Here is a 14,089-nt window from a genome sequence, read left to right on the forward strand (position 1 = left end):
GTTTAAGCCAAGGGGTTCTAACTCAGGACAACCCATCGCTGGTTAATCAGCAGTTCAATGGGGCGATATTGGGTTTTGTAATTCATTTTTTTGCAGTTTTTGATCCAGTAGCCCAGGTACACCGCTTCGAGTCCCAGGCGCTGGGCTTCGTTGATTTGCCAAAGGATGGCAAAGCGCCCCAGGCTGCGCCGTTCTTCGTCCGGCTCATAGAACGTGTACACCGCTGAAAGCCCGTTGGGCAGCAAATCCGTGACGGCAATGGCCATCAGTCGTCCTTCGAGGCGGAATTCATAGAAGCGGGAAAACGGCAGGTCGCGCACCAGGAAGGTTGAAAACTGATCACGACTGGGCGGATACATGTCGCCATCGGCGTGGCGTTGCTCGATGTAGCGTTGGTACAGGTCGAAATATTCTTCGCTGAACTGCGGCTTGGCCGGCCGGACCTGAAGATCGGCATTGCGTTTGAAAATGCGTTTCTGCTGTCGATTAGGGGCAAATTGGGCCACGGGGATGCGCGCGGGAACGCACGCATTGCAATGCTGGCAATGGGGCCGGTAGAGGTGATCGCCGCTGCGCCGAAAGCCCATCTCCGACAGGTCTGCGTAGACATGCACATCCATGGGCTGGCTAGGGTCGAGGAACAGCGTCGTGGCCTGCTCCTCGGGCAGGTAACTGCAGGAATGGGGCTGAGTGGCATAGAACTTCAAACGCGCCAACTCGGTCATGATCGGCCCTCGGGATAAGCTTTGAATTTAATTGTAAGCCAGGAGCGCGAATGTCGCTCAGCAAACCCATGTCGCATGGTTGGGCAGGTCCAGATGTGCCTTTAGATAGCCCGCGAATTCAGTGCGGGGAATCGATCGCGCGCCCAGGCTATGCAGGTGTTCGGTGGGCATCTGGCAGTCGATCAGTACAAAACCGGCCGCCTTGAGGTGTTGGACCAGCGTCGCGAAGCCGAATTTCGACGCATTGTCGGCTCGGCTGAACATGGATTCGCCAAAAAACAACTGCCCCATGGCCAGGCCGTACAGGCCGCCTACCAGTTGGCCCTGGTCCCAGACCTCCACGCTGTGGGCGAAGCCGCGCCGATGCAGGTCCAGATAGGCGGTTTGCATGGCGTCGGTGATCCATGTGCCATCGGCATAGTCCCGTGGTTCCGCGCAGGCCTTGATCACCGCCGCAAAATCCCTGTCGAAGGTCACTTCATAGCGCCGCTTGCGCAACAGCTTGCCGAGGCTACGGGATACATGCAGTTCGTCGGGAAACAGTACCGTGCGAGGGTCCGGAGACCACCAGAGGATCGGTTGGCCCTCGGAAAACCACGGGAAGCAGCCGTGGCGATAGGCCTGGATCAACCGATCGGCGGACAGATCGCCACCGGCGGCCAGTAATCCGTTGGGTTCGCGCATGGCTTTTGCCAGTGGCGGGAAATCGAAAGTGTTGCGTTGTAACCAAGTCAGCATCGTTATTCGGCTTGCAGTAGGGGAGGGTGGGCCCCGCCCACAAGCGAGAGCCCGACTAGAGGTTACCCGTCAAGCGGCGGTGATGTCATCGAGATACTGCTTCACTTCACTCATAAAAAACACCTCATAAGCCTTTGTCACAAAAGAGAATGCATGCTCCAATTAGCGCGGGTGCCCGCCGTTTTGGCTATGCTGTCACCCTGCGGTGCGGGCAATGCCTTGGGGCCGACAAACCCGTACAATGCTTGAGTTTTGCACGCGGGATGGGCTAAAGATCAACAACTTCGGCGGCACCTGCGGTTTTCTGGATGCACGTCACAGTGGTAAAAGTAGTACCGGTTGTGCACATTCACTTTTTTTACCTGCTCGTCATGGGCAGTTTTTTATAGTCATTCAACAGATGGACGCGCCATTGGCGCAGGAAAAGAAGCGTTTTGAAGAAATCCACCGCAGCACCCAAAACAGTCGTTCCGCTCTGGCGCCAGCAATTGCACTACCGGCTCAAGGAAGGTGCATTGATCGCCATCGGTGCCTTGTGCCTGTTCCTGATGATGGCCTTGCTGACCTACGGCAAGGACGATCCGGGCTGGAGCCATAACAGCAAGATCGAAGACGTACAGAATTTCGGCGGTCCGGCCGGTTCCTACAGTGCCGACATCCTGTTCATGGTGCTGGGCTATTTCGCCTACATCTTCCCGCTGCTGCTGGCGATCAAGGCCTACCAGATCTTCCGTCAGCGCCACGAGCCGTGGCTGTGGAGCGGCTGGTTGTTCTCCTGGCGCCTGATCGGCCTGGTGTTCCTGGTGCTATCGGGGGCCGCGCTGGCCCATATCCATTTCCACGCGCCCACTGGCCTGCCGGCCGGGGCGGGCGGTGCCCTGGGGGAAAGCCTCGGCGACCTGGCCAGGAACGCCCTGAACATCCAGGGCAGCACACTGCTGTTCATTGCCCTGTTCCTGTTCGGCCTGACGGTGTTCACCGACCTGTCGTGGTTCAAGGTCATGGACGTCACCGGCAAGATCACCCTCGACCTGATCGAATTGATCCAGGGCGCCATGAACCGCTGGTGGGCGGCGCGCACCGAGCGCAAGCAACTGGTGGCGCAACTGCGGGAAGTCGACGACCGGGTCCACGACGTGGTGGCCCCGACGACGCCGGACAAACGCGAGCAGGCCAAGGTCAAGGAACGCCTGATCGAGCGTGAGCAGGCGTTGAGCAAGCACATGTCCGAGCGCGAGAAACAGGTGCCGCCGGTCATCACCATGGCCCCGGCCAAGCCGCCGGAGCAAAGCAAGCGCGTCCAGAAAGAGAAACAGGCACCGCTGTTCGTCGACAGCGCGGTGGAAGGCACCTTGCCGCCGATCTCGATCCTGGACCCGGCGGAAAAGAAACAGCTCAACTATTCCCCCGAATCCCTGGCGGCCGTCGGCCACTTGCTGGAGATCAAGCTCAAGGAGTTCGGTGTCGAGGTCTCGGTGGATTCGATCCACCCGGGTCCGGTCATCACCCGTTACGAAATCCAGCCGGCCGCTGGCGTGAAGGTCAGCCGCATCTCCAACCTCGCCAAGGACCTGGCGCGCTCCCTGGCCGTGACCAGCGTGCGGGTGGTGGAGGTGATTCCCGGCAAGACTACCGTGGGTATCGAGATTCCCAACGAAGACCGGCAGATCGTGCGCTTCTCCGAAGTGCTGTCGACGCCGGAGTATGACAACCACAAGTCGCCGGTCACCCTGGCCCTGGGTCACGACATCGGCGGCAAGCCGGTCATCACCGACCTGGCGAAGATGCCCCACCTGCTGGTGGCCGGTACCACCGGCTCCGGTAAGTCGGTGGGTGTGAACGCGATGATCCTGTCGATCCTGTTCAAGTCGGGCCCGGAAGACGCCAAGTTGATCATGATCGACCCGAAAATGCTCGAGCTGTCGATCTACGAGGGCATCCCGCACTTGCTGTGCCCAGTGGTCACCGACATGAAGGACGCCGCCAACGCCCTGCGCTGGAGCGTCGCCGAGATGGAGCGCCGCTACAAGCTGATGGCGAAGATGGGCGTGCGTAACCTTTCGGGCTTCAACGCCAAGGTCAAGGAAGCCGAAGAGGCCGGTACGCCGCTGAGCGACCCGCTGTATCACCGCGAAAACATCCACGACGAAGCGCCGCTGCTGCACAAGCTGCCGACCATCGTGGTGGTGGTGGACGAATTCGCCGACATGATGATGATCGTCGGCAAGAAGGTCGAGGAACTGATCGCCCGTATCGCCCAGAAGGCCCGTGCGGCCGGTATCCACTTGATTCTCGCGACGCAGCGGCCGTCGGTGGACGTGATCACCGGTCTGATCAAGGCCAACATTCCGACCCGCATGGCATTCCAGGTGTCGAGCAAGATCGACTCGCGGACGATCATCGACCAGGGTGGCGCCGAGCAGTTGCTCGGTCACGGTGACATGCTCTACATGCCGCCGGGCACCAGCCTGCCGATTCGTGTGCACGGCGCGTTCGTCTCCGACGATGAAGTGCACCGCGTGGTGGAAGCCTGGAAGCTGCGCGGCGCCCCAGAGTACAACGACGACATCCTCGCCGGTGTCGAAGAAGCCGGCAGCGGTTTCGAGGGCAGCAGCGGCGGCGGTGACGACGATGCTGAAACCGATGCGCTCTATGACGAAGCGGTGCAGTTCGTCCTGGAAAGCCGCCGGGCTTCGATTTCTGCCGTCCAGCGCAAGCTGAAGATCGGCTACAACCGCGCCGCCCGCATGATCGAGGCCATGGAAATGGCCGGTGTGGTGACGGCCATGAACACCAATGGTTCGCGCGAAGTACTGGCGCCGGGCCCGATGCGCGACTAACGACCCGGGCGGCCTGGCGACAGGTCGCTCGACCCCCCCACGACTTCATGAGGACTCCCATGCGCCTGATTCGCATGCTGCTGTTGCCCGTACTGGCCTTGTCTACCTTGTCGGCCCACGCCGATGAAAAGGACGTGGCCCGCCTGACCCAACTGTTGGAAACATCCAAGACGCTGACCGCGCGCTTTTCCCAGCTGACCCTCGACGGCAGCGGCACCCAGTTGCAGGAAACCGCCGGCGACATGGCCCTGCAGCGTCCGGGCCTGTTCTACTGGCACACCGATGCACCGGCTGAACAACTGATGGTGTCCGATGGCAAGAAAGTCTCCCTGTGGGACCCGGACCTGGAGCAGGTCACCATCAAGACCCTCGACCAACGCCTGACCCAGACCCCGGCGTTGCTGCTGTCCGGGGACATTTCCAAGATCAGCCAGAGCTTCGACATCAGCGCCAAGGAAGCGGGCGGCGTGATTGACTTCACTCTCAAGCCCAAGACCAAGGACAGCCTGTTCGACAGCCTGCGCCTGTCCTTCCGCAATGGCCTGGTCAACGACATGCAACTGATCGACAGCGTCGGCCAGCGCACCAACATCCTGTTCACCGGGGTCAAGGCCAACGAGCCGATCGCCGCGTCCAAGTTCAAGTTCGACATCCCCAAGGGTGCCGATGTGATCCAGGAATAATGGGGCATCTCAGAACCTAATGTGGGAGCGAGCTTGCTCGCGATAGCGATGGGTCAGTCACATCTATTTCGACTGATCCGACGCCATCGCGAGCAAGCTCGCTCCCACAGGGTGCTGTAGTGTTCAATAGAGTCGGCAACAGGACCCCGCGGAGGTTTTGTAAGTAATCATGGACCTGTTTCGAAGCGCCCCGATTGCCCAGCCATTGGCCGCCCGCCTGCGCGCGACCAACCTGGATGAGTACGTCGGCCAGGAGCATGTGCTCGCTCGCGGCAAGCCTCTGCGCGAAGCCTTGGAGCAGGGTGCCTTGCACTCGATGATTTTCTGGGGCCCGCCGGGCGTGGGCAAGACCACCCTGGCGCGGTTGCTGGCGGAAGTCTCGGACGCCCATTTCGAAACGGTTTCGGCGGTGCTGGCCGGGGTCAAGGAAATCCGCCAGGCGGTGGAAGTGGCCAAGCAACAGGCCGGGCAGTACGGCAAGCGGACCATCCTGTTCGTCGATGAAGTGCACCGCTTCAACAAGTCGCAGCAGGACGCGTTCCTGCCTTACGTCGAAGACGGCACGCTGATCTTCATCGGCGCGACCACGGAAAACCCTTCCTTTGAACTCAATAACGCCTTGCTGTCCCGGGCGCGGGTCTATGTGCTCAAGAGCCTCGACGAGGCGGCGATGCGCAAGCTGGTGCATCGGGCGCTGACCGAGGAGCGCGGCCTGGGCAAGCGTCATCTGAGCCTCAGCGATGAAGGCTTCCAGATTCTGTTTTCGGCCGCCGATGGCGATGGCCGGCGTTTGCTCAACCTGCTGGAAAACGCCTCGGACCTGGCCGAAGACAACAGCGAGATCGATGTCGAGCTGTTGCAAAGCCTGCTGGGGGATACCCGTCGACGTTTCGACAAGGGCGGCGAAGCGTTCTACGACCAGATTTCGGCGCTGCACAAATCCATCCGTGGCTCCAACCCCGACGCTGCCTTGTACTGGTTTGCGCGCATGATCGATGGCGGTTGCGATCCGCTGTACCTGGCGCGGCGCGTCGTGCGCATGGCCAGCGAAGACATCGGCAACGCCGACCCGCGGGCCTTGAGCCTGTGCCTGGCGGCCTGGGATGTGCAGGAGCGCCTCGGCAGCCCGGAAGGCGAACTCGCCGTGGCCCAGGCCATTACCTACCTGGCCTGCGCGCCGAAGAGCAACGCCGTGTACATGGGCTTCAAGGCGGCGATGCGCAGTGCCACCGAGCACGGCTCCCTCGAAGTGCCGTTGCACCTGCGCAACGCGCCGACCAAGCTCATGAAGCAGCTGGGCTATGGCGATGAATACCGTTACGCCCACGACGAGCCGGACGCCTATGCCGCCGGCGAAGACTATTTTCCCGACGAACTCGAACCCCAAAGGTTCTATCAGCCGGTGCCCCGTGGCCTGGAGCTGAAGATTGGCGAGAAGCTCAACCACCTGGCACAACTGGACCGCCTGAGTCCACGGCAGCGGAGAAAACCTTGATTCCCTTGATCCTTGCAGTCTCCGCTGGCGGTGTTGCCGGCACCCTGGCACGGTTCGCCACCAGCAATTGGGTCAGCGCAAATTGGCCGCGGCACTTCTATACCGCGACGCTGGCCGTTAATATCGTGGGCTGTCTGCTGATCGGCGTCCTGTACGGCCTGTTTTTGATTCGCCCGGAAGTGCCTGTCGAAGTGCGTGCCGGGCTCATCGTCGGCTTCCTTGGCGGCCTGACGACATTTTCATCCTTTTCACTGGATACGGTGCGCCTGCTGGAAAGCGGGCAGGTGCCGCTGGCCCTGGGCTACGCGGCCATCAGCGTATTCGGCGGGCTGCTCGCCACTTGGGCCGGCCTGTCCCTGACCAAACTTATCTAACGAGAGACCGACATGCTCGATTCCAAACTGTTACGTAGCAACCTTCAGGACGTAGCGGACCGCCTGGCATCCCGTGGCTTTGCCCTGGACGTCGCGCGCATCGAAGCGCTGGAAGAACAGCGCAAGACCGTCCAGACCCGCACCGAAGCCCTGCAGGCTGAACGTAACGCGCGCTCCAAGTCCATCGGCCAGGCCAAGCAGCGCGGTGAAGACATCGCGCCGCTGATGGCCGATGTCGAGCGCATGGCGGGCGAATTGAGCGCGGGCAAGGTCGAGCTGGACGCGATCCAGACTGAGTTGGATTCGATCCTGCTGGGTATCCCGAACCTGCCTCACGAATCGGTGCCGGTCGGGGAAGACGAAGACGGCAACGTTGAAGTGCGCCGTTGGGGCACGCCGACAACCTTCGATTTCCCGGTTCAGGACCACGTGGCCCTGGGTGAGAAATTCGGCTGGCTGGACTTTGAAACCGCCGCCAAGCTGTCGGGGGCCCGTTTCGCCCTGTTGCGCGGGCCGATTGCCCGTCTGCATCGGGCCCTGGCGCAGTTCATGATCAACCTGCACGTCACCGAACACGGCTACGAAGAAGCCTACACCCCGTACCTGGTCCAGGCCCCGGCGCTGCAAGGCACCGGCCAGTTGCCGAAGTTCGAGGAAGACCTGTTCAAGATCAGCCGCGACGGCGAGGCCGACCTGTACCTGATCCCGACCGCCGAAGTGTCGCTGACCAACATTGTGGCCGGCGAGATCGTCGACGCCAAGCAGTTGCCGATCAAGTTCGTCGCCCACACCCCGTGCTTCCGTAGTGAAGCCGGGGCGTCGGGCCGTGATACCCGCGGCATGATCCGCCAGCACCAGTTCGACAAGGTCGAGATGGTCCAGATTGTCGAGCCGTCGAAATCCATGGAAGCGCTGGAGAGCCTGACCGCCAACGCCGAGAAGGTCCTGCAACTGCTGGAATTGCCGTATCGCACCCTGGCCCTGTGCACGGGCGACATGGGCTTCAGCGCGGTCAAGACTTACGACCTGGAAGTCTGGATTCCGAGCCAGGACAAGTACCGCGAGATTTCTTCGTGCTCCAACTGCGGTGATTTCCAGGCCCGCCGCATGCAGGCGCGTTTCCGCAACCCGGAAACCGGCAAGCCGGAACTGGTCCACACCCTCAATGGCTCGGGCCTGGCGGTGGGCCGTACGCTGGTGGCGGTGTTGGAAAACTACCAGCAGGCCGACGGTTCGATCCGTGTGCCTGAGGTGTTGAAACCGTACATGGGCGGCATTGAGGTCATCGGTTAAATGGACTACTTGCCACTGTTCCACAACCTGCGCGGCAGCCGCGTGCTGGTGGTTGGCGGCGGGGAGATTGCCTTGCGCAAGTCCCGTCTGCTGGCCGATGCCGGCGCGTTGCTGCGGGTGGTCGCACCTGACATCGAACCACAGTTGCGGGATCTGGTCAGTGGCAGCGGCGGCGAGTGTGTCCAGCGCGGTTATCTTGAGTCGGATCTGGACGGTTGCGGGCTGATCATTGCCGCCACCGACGACGAACCGCTCAATGCCCAGGTCTCGGCTGACGCCCATAAGCGTTGCGTGCCGGTCAACGTGGTGGACGCGCCGGCCCTGTGCAGCGTGATCTTCCCGGCGATCGTCGACCGCTCGCCCCTGGTGATCGCGGTGTCCAGTGGCGGCGACGCGCCGGTGCTGGCGCGGCTGATCCGGGCCAAGCTGGAAACCTGGATTCCTTCGACCTACGGGCAACTGGCCGGGCTGGCGGCGCGCTTTCGCAGCCAGGTCAAAGGCCTGTTCCCGGATGTGCAGCAACGCCGCGCGTTCTGGGAAGAGGTGTTCCAAGGGCCCATCGCCGACCGCCAGTTGGCCGGGCAGGGTGCCGAGGCCGAGCGGCTGTTGCAGGAGAAAATCGCCGGCCAGGCGCCGAACGCGCCGGGCGAGGTTTACCTGGTGGGCGCCGGGCCGGGTGATCCGGATTTGCTGACCTTCCGCGCCCTGCGCCTGATGCAGCAGGCCGACGTGGTGTTGTACGACCGCCTGGTGGCACCGGCGATCCTGGAACTGTGCCGGCGTGACGCTGAACGGATCTATGTCGGCAAGCGCCGTTCCGAACACGCCGTGCCCCAGGACCAGATCAACCAGCAATTGGTGGACTTGGCCCGGCAAGGCAAGCGTGTGGTGCGATTGAAAGGCGGTGATCCGTTCATCTTCGGTCGCGGCGGTGAAGAGATCGAAGAGCTGGCGGCCCATGGCATCCCGTTCCAGGTCGTCCCGGGTATCACAGCGGCCAGTGGTTGCGCGGCTTACGCCGGGATCCCGTTGACCCATCGCGATTATGCCCAGTCGGTGCGTTTCATCACCGGCCATCTCAAGGACGGCACCAGCGACTTGCCGTGGGCGGACCTGGTGTCGCCGGCGCAGACCCTGGTGTTCTACATGGGATTGGTGGGGTTGCCAGTTATCTGCGACGAGCTGATCAGGCACGGTCGCGGGGCGGATACGCCAGCGGCGTTGATCCAGCAGGGCACCACGTCGAACCAGCGGGTCTTCACCGGCACCTTGGCGGACTTGCCACGGCTGGTGGCCGAGCATGAGGTGCATGCGCCGACGCTGGTGATCGTTGGGGAAGTGGTGCAGTTGCGCGAGAAACTGGCCTGGTTTGAAGGGGCTCAGGGGCAGGTCTAGGAAGACCGAGTCGCCCCGATCGCGAGCAAGCTCGCTCCCACATTGGACTGTATTCAAACATGGCTCACTGTGGGAGCGAGCTTGCTCGCGATGAGGCCCTCAAATACAGCGAGAATCCAGAATCCAGAATCAAGCACCAGCCCCACGCCAAATTCCTTTCCCGCTCAACCTTTCCCGATCATGGGCAACCGTGAAATCCTGCTTCGGCCCCTTGGGCACGATCCCGTTAGGGTTGATGGTCTTGTGGCTGCCGTAGTAATGGCCCTGGATATGGGTGAAGTCCACGGTTTCGGCAATGCCCGGCCACTGGTACAGCTCCCGCAGCCAGTTCGACAGGTTCGGATAATCGGCGATGCGCCGCAGGTTGCATTTGAAGTGACCGAAATACACCGCGTCGAAACGGATGATCGTGGTGAACAGGCGGATATCAGCTTCGGTCAGGTATTCGCCAGCCAAGTAGCGTTTGGTCGCAAGCAAGGCCTCCAGCCAGTCCAGTTCGGCGAATAAACCGTCGAACGCTTCTTCGTAGGCCGCTTGGGTGGTGGCGAACCCGGCGCGATACACACCGTTGTTGACCGCCGGGTAGATCCGCTCGTTCAAGGCATCGATATCGCGGCGCAGGTGCTCGGGATACAGGTCCAGGTCGTTACCAGTCAAACCATCGAAGGCACTGTTGAACATGCGGATGATTTCCGCCGATTCGTTGTTGACGATGCGCTGTTGGCGTTTGTCCCACAGCGCTGGCACGGTGACGCGGCCGGTGTAGTAGGCGGTGTCGGCGGTGTAGCGCTGGTGCAGGAAGCTCAGGTTGTCGAGTTTGTCGCCGGTGGAACCGTGGGCCTTGTCGAAGGTCCAGCCGTTTTCCAGCATCAGGTAGCTGACCACCGAGACATCGATCAGATCTTCCAGGCCTTTGAGCTTACGGAAAATCAGCGTGCGATGAGCCCAAGGGCAGGCCAGGGACACATACAAATGGTAGCGCCCGGCTTCGGCGGTAAACCCGCTCTCGCCCGTGGGGCCGGCGCTGCCGTCGGCGGTGACCCAGTGACGGCGTTGCGCCTGTTCGCGCTGGAACGTGCCGTCCTTGCTTTCATACCACTGATCCTGCCAGCGGCCTTCGACTAACAAACCCATCTCGATCTCCTCGGCCAATAAACGTTGGAGACGAGTCTATTCCGATAGGTTCGAACAAAAAGCGCAAAGGTTAGGCGCTAATGATCGGTTAAATCGAACGGTCCCGGGCCGCCCAATACTGCCGGGCGCGATCGAAGGCTTCTTCGCGAGCCAGGCCCAGGCCGCGCAAGGCCAGGGCCATGGTGGCAATCAGTGCCAGTTGCGGGTAGCTGTCCTCGACGTCACCGCGCCAGATCGCCTTCAAATGCTCGGGATCGAGGCTCTCCGGTTTGACATGGCGCTGCTCGGCCAGGCGCGGCCATTCTTCGTCCCAACTGGCGCCGCCAGTGGTGCCGTACAGATGGCTGTCGGCATCCGGGTTGATCTCGATTTCGCCGCCGTCACCCTTGATCACGATGGCGGTGTCGCCCAGCAAGCCGCTGGCATCACGATGCACGGCCTGGTAGCCCGGATGAAAAATGCTCTGCAGCCCGCAGCGGGCGCCCAGCGGATTGAGAATCCGCGCCAGGGAGTGGATCGGCGAGCGCAGGCCCAGGGTGTTGCGCAGGTCGATCATCCGCTGCATTTGCGGCGCCCAGTCCACCAGCGGCATGAAGGCCAGGCCGCCGTTGTCCAGCGCGCTGCCGACCTGTTGCCAATCCCGGCACAGCGGGATCTGCAGCAAGCCCAGCAATTGTTCGGTATAGAGGCGACCGGCCGTGTGTGCGCCGCCGCCGTGCATGAAAATTCGCACGCCGTTCTGCCCCAGGCACTTGGCCGCCAGCAGGTACCACGGCAAATGGCGCTTCTTGCCGGCGTAGGTTGGCCAGTCGAGGTCCACCGTCAACGCCGGGACGACCAGGCGTTCACGCAGGGCTTCGGTGAAACCGGCCATTTCCTCGGCGCTTTCTTCCTTGTGCCGCAACAGCATCAGGAACGCGCCGAGCTGGGTCTCCTCGACCTTTTCGTCCAGCACCATGCCCATGGCCTCGCGGGCTTCTTCGCGGGTCAGGTTGCGGGCGCCGCGCTTGCCTTTGCCCAGGATGCGCACGAATTGGGCGAACGGATGTTCGGCCGGGGTTTCCAGGGTCAGCGATGGGAAGTCGGTCATAAGCAATTCGTCGGTTTGGGCAGGCCCGCCAGCTTGGCGGCGAGTTTGGCGGGAGTGCCTTTGAACAATCGGTTCAGGTGCAGGCTGTTGCCTTTGTCCGCGCCCAGTTTCAGGGCCGTGTATTTGATCAGCGGCCGGGTCGCGGGGGAGAGCTGGAATTCGTCGTAGAAACCGCGCAGCAGTTCGAGGATTTCCCAGTGTTCGGGACTCAACTCGATGTCCTCGGCGGTGGCCAGGGCCGTGGCGACGTCGGCCGACCAGTCGTCCAGGTCGGCCAGGTAGCCGTCCTTGTCCAGCGCGATGGCGCGGTCGCCCACGTTCAGCGTGTTCATAGCCAGGTGTTGACCTTGTCGTGCTCGATCGATAGCTCGACGAAACCCGGGTAGTTGATGGCTTCGGCCCAGTCTGGCGTGTCCAGGGCGCGGGCCTGGAGATCTTCGGCCAGCACGAACAGATTCAGGCAGGCGGCCTGCAGCTGTTCAAACGGTGAGCTGCCCGGTTGCAACGCGTACGTCGCGTCGCCGCAGAGCAGCAGCGCATCCTGATCGCCCAGTACCCGCAGGCAACTGGCGAGGCGGTTATCGCCGAAGGGCGAATGAGACAACACATGCAAAGTCGACATCAGAGGGTGATCACCTGGTCGTAACGGTCGATGAGCGCGGCGATTTGCGGCGCGCTCAGTGCTTTCATGTCGGCCAGCGCCAGGGCGTCGAGGGCGATACCGCGTTCGGCGGCGCTGTCGGCGCAGAGGAACAGGTCTTCGACGCCGAACATCGGCAACGCCTGCAGGTTGGCGCTCAGGTCTTTTTGCTGGACCGCCTTGGCGTTTTGGCCGGCGGTGAGCTGGAACACGCCGTCATCGAGAAATAGCAGACCGATGGGCAGGTCGAACGCACCGCCGGCCAGGACGATGTCCAGCGCTTCACGGGCGCCGGGGCCGGACCAGGGGGCCTGGCGGCTGATCAACAACAAAGACTTGGCCATCACGCGCCTCCAAAACAGATCAAGCGGTCGGCGTCCTGGATCGCATCATGCAACTGGCCCAGCCCGGACAAGGCCCAAGGGGCGTCGACGCTGACCGCCGAACGCTGGTAGCGCTGGGCTTCTTCGTCGTTCAACACGCCACGGCGCAACGCCGCCGCGATGCAGACCACGCCGTCGAGCTGGTTGTCGCTGACAAACATGCGCCATTGTTGGGGCAGATCCTGTTCGTCCTGGGGCGTGACGATGCTGTCGCAGGCGTTGTAGACGCCGTCCTGATAGAAAAACAGCCGCACGATTTCATGCCCGCCCGCCAGCGCAGCCTGGGCAAACAGCAAGGCACGGCGCGAGGAGGGCGCATGGGCGGCGGAAAACAGCACGATGGCGAACTTCATGACAGACCCGATCAGCAAAACTGCGGCCATGATAAAGCTTTATGGGCGGTGGGGCGATTGCCAGGAGATTCAACACAAAGGGGCATGCTTTGGATACGTTGTGGCGAGGGGATTCATCTTGTGGCGAGGGGATTTATCCCCGTTGGGCTGCGAAGCAGTCCCTTGACCCGCCAACGCGGTGTATCAGACAGGCCTCGGTGGCGAAAGAGGGGCCGCTTCGCAGCCCCGCGGGGATAAATCCCCTCGCCACAGGTGGTATTCAATCCATTCGAGCTACTGCTTGAGCCCATGCAACTCGCAATACTCCGCCCACGCCATCCCCGCCATCTCCGCCACTTCCTTGTGCACTTCCAGGCGCTGGGCCTGGTAGTCCTGGGGCGAGGCGGCGGTCAGTTGCAGGGTCAGTTCCCAGGCGAACAGGCCCAGGCGCTCGGCCTCGGCTTCGAAGGCTTCATGCAAGCGTTCGGCGCGGTACTGCGCCGCGGTCTCGCCCTTGGCCTGGGCCAGCAGCGGATTGAGGTTGTCCAGCTCGACGCGCAGCGCGGGGCGCTCATCGAGGAATTTTTCCAGGGCCTGTTCGTGTTGCTGTCCGGTTGCCGCCATGGTTACTCCTTGGGTGACTGCTTTTTGCTGGCCTTGGCCGCAGCCGCCAGGCATTCGAGGGCGAATTGTTCGGGGTAGGTCATCTGGATCGGCGTGGTTTCGCCCTTGACGGTGCGTTCGCCGTCGAGGATGTAGCGAATCCGCTTGTCGGTGACGCCGATTCGCTTGGCGATCCAGGCCGGCGTCTGGCCGATCTGGCTGATCAGTTTGTCGGCATATTCGGCGGTGGGTTTGTAGAACTCGGCGTTGGGTGTCATGGGGCGTTCCGCGATGGCTGGTGGCGATGGCGCGACAGGGTGCGGGAATCGTTGGCCGATGTCGCGTGTAAATTTCAGTAAAGCAG

Annotated in this window: 16 protein-coding genes; 6 read left to right on the forward strand and 10 right to left on the reverse strand. The window is 62.2% G+C overall.

What is annotated here, in order from left to right; translation table 11 throughout:
* Positions 1 to 17: 17 nt before the first annotated feature.
* Together LOY70_RS11330 and aat are read right to left on the reverse strand one after the other, a co-directional pair.
* Positions 18 to 725: an arginyltransferase gene (locus tag LOY70_RS11330; protein WP_265036648.1), complete on the reverse strand. Its 708-nt coding sequence runs from the start codon at positions 723 to 725 to the stop codon at positions 18 to 20.
* Positions 726 to 782: 57 nt separating this feature from the next.
* Positions 783 to 1,463 (reverse strand): leucyl/phenylalanyl-tRNA--protein transferase, encoded by a 681-nt coding sequence (gene aat / locus LOY70_RS11335; RefSeq protein ID WP_265036649.1) that lies wholly within the window; start codon positions 1,461 to 1,463, stop codon positions 783 to 785.
* A 434-nt stretch (positions 1,464 to 1,897) separates the two neighbouring features.
* On the opposite strand from aat, the gene LOY70_RS11340 reads away from it, so the two are divergent.
* The 6 genes from LOY70_RS11340 to cysG all read left to right on the forward strand — a co-directional run bounded on the left by LOY70_RS11340 (position 1,898) and on the right by cysG (position 9,543).
* Entirely contained in the window at positions 1,898 to 4,303 is a 2,406-nt protein-coding gene (locus LOY70_RS11340) for a DNA translocase FtsK (RefSeq protein ID WP_265036651.1), read from the forward strand.
* Between the two features lie 59 nt (positions 4,304 to 4,362).
* Positions 4,363 to 4,986 carry an outer membrane lipoprotein chaperone LolA gene (gene lolA / locus LOY70_RS11345; RefSeq protein WP_265036653.1) on the forward strand — a complete coding sequence of 208 codons (624 nt, stop codon included), beginning with the start codon at positions 4,363 to 4,365 and terminating at the stop codon, positions 4,984 to 4,986.
* Between the two features lie 169 nt (positions 4,987 to 5,155).
* Positions 5,156 to 6,481 (forward strand): replication-associated recombination protein A, encoded by a 1,326-nt coding sequence (locus tag LOY70_RS11350; RefSeq protein WP_123341669.1) that lies wholly within the window; start codon positions 5,156 to 5,158, stop codon positions 6,479 to 6,481.
* Positions 6,478 to 6,855 (forward strand): fluoride efflux transporter CrcB, encoded by a 378-nt coding sequence (crcB, locus tag LOY70_RS11355; protein ID WP_063320494.1) that lies wholly within the window; start codon positions 6,478 to 6,480, stop codon positions 6,853 to 6,855. The genes LOY70_RS11350 and crcB overlap by 4 nt, the downstream gene beginning before the upstream one ends.
* A 12-nt stretch (positions 6,856 to 6,867) precedes the next feature.
* Entirely contained in the window at positions 6,868 to 8,148 is a 1,281-nt protein-coding gene (serS, locus tag LOY70_RS11360) for a serine--tRNA ligase (RefSeq protein ID WP_025213005.1), read from the forward strand.
* Positions 8,149 to 9,543: a siroheme synthase CysG gene (cysG, locus tag LOY70_RS11365; RefSeq protein ID WP_265036656.1), complete on the forward strand. Its 1,395-nt coding sequence runs from the start codon at positions 8,149 to 8,151 to the stop codon at positions 9,541 to 9,543.
* 129 nt (positions 9,544 to 9,672) lie between these two features.
* On the opposite strand, the gene LOY70_RS11370 is transcribed toward cysG, so the two are convergent.
* The 8 genes from LOY70_RS11370 to LOY70_RS11405 form a co-directional block, all read right to left on the reverse strand.
* Entirely contained in the window at positions 9,673 to 10,677 is a 1,005-nt protein-coding gene (locus LOY70_RS11370) for a glutathione S-transferase family protein (RefSeq protein WP_265036658.1), read from the reverse strand.
* Positions 10,678 to 10,765: 88 nt separating this feature from the next.
* The gene (locus tag LOY70_RS11375) at positions 10,766 to 11,767 is read right to left on the reverse strand and encodes a glycosyl transferase family protein (RefSeq protein ID WP_265036660.1); all 1,002 of its coding nucleotides are present in this window, start codon (positions 11,765 to 11,767) and stop codon (positions 10,766 to 10,768) included.
* Complete coding sequence (locus LOY70_RS11380) at positions 11,764 to 12,099, reverse strand: TusE/DsrC/DsvC family sulfur relay protein (protein ID WP_265036661.1); 336 nt, start codon at positions 12,097 to 12,099, stop codon at positions 11,764 to 11,766. The genes LOY70_RS11375 and LOY70_RS11380 overlap by 4 nt, the downstream gene beginning before the upstream one ends.
* Positions 12,096 to 12,389 carry a sulfurtransferase complex subunit TusB gene (gene tusB, locus LOY70_RS11385; protein ID WP_265036663.1) on the reverse strand — a complete coding sequence of 98 codons (294 nt, stop codon included), beginning with the start codon at positions 12,387 to 12,389 and terminating at the stop codon, positions 12,096 to 12,098. The genes LOY70_RS11380 and tusB overlap by 4 nt, the downstream gene beginning before the upstream one ends.
* Entirely contained in the window at positions 12,389 to 12,751 is a 363-nt protein-coding gene (gene tusC / locus LOY70_RS11390) for a sulfurtransferase complex subunit TusC (protein ID WP_265036664.1), read from the reverse strand. The genes tusB and tusC overlap by 1 nt, the downstream gene beginning before the upstream one ends.
* Positions 12,751 to 13,143: a sulfurtransferase complex subunit TusD gene (gene tusD / locus LOY70_RS11395; RefSeq protein ID WP_265038011.1), complete on the reverse strand. Its 393-nt coding sequence runs from the start codon at positions 13,141 to 13,143 to the stop codon at positions 12,751 to 12,753. Before tusD ends, tusC begins: the two co-directional genes overlap by 1 nt.
* A 273-nt stretch (positions 13,144 to 13,416) precedes the next feature.
* Complete coding sequence (locus LOY70_RS11400) at positions 13,417 to 13,746, reverse strand: DUF6388 family protein (protein ID WP_265036666.1); 330 nt, start codon at positions 13,744 to 13,746, stop codon at positions 13,417 to 13,419.
* Positions 13,747 to 13,748: 2 nt separating this feature from the next.
* A complete protein-coding gene (locus tag LOY70_RS11405; protein ID WP_123414265.1) occupies positions 13,749 to 14,003 on the reverse strand; it encodes a hypothetical protein in 255 nt (84 codons plus the stop codon).
* Positions 14,004 to 14,089: the final 86 nt, after the last annotated feature.

This window comes from Pseudomonas sp. B21-054, assembly GCF_026016345.1.
GTDB lineage: Bacteria > Pseudomonadota > Gammaproteobacteria > Pseudomonadales > Pseudomonadaceae > Aquipseudomonas.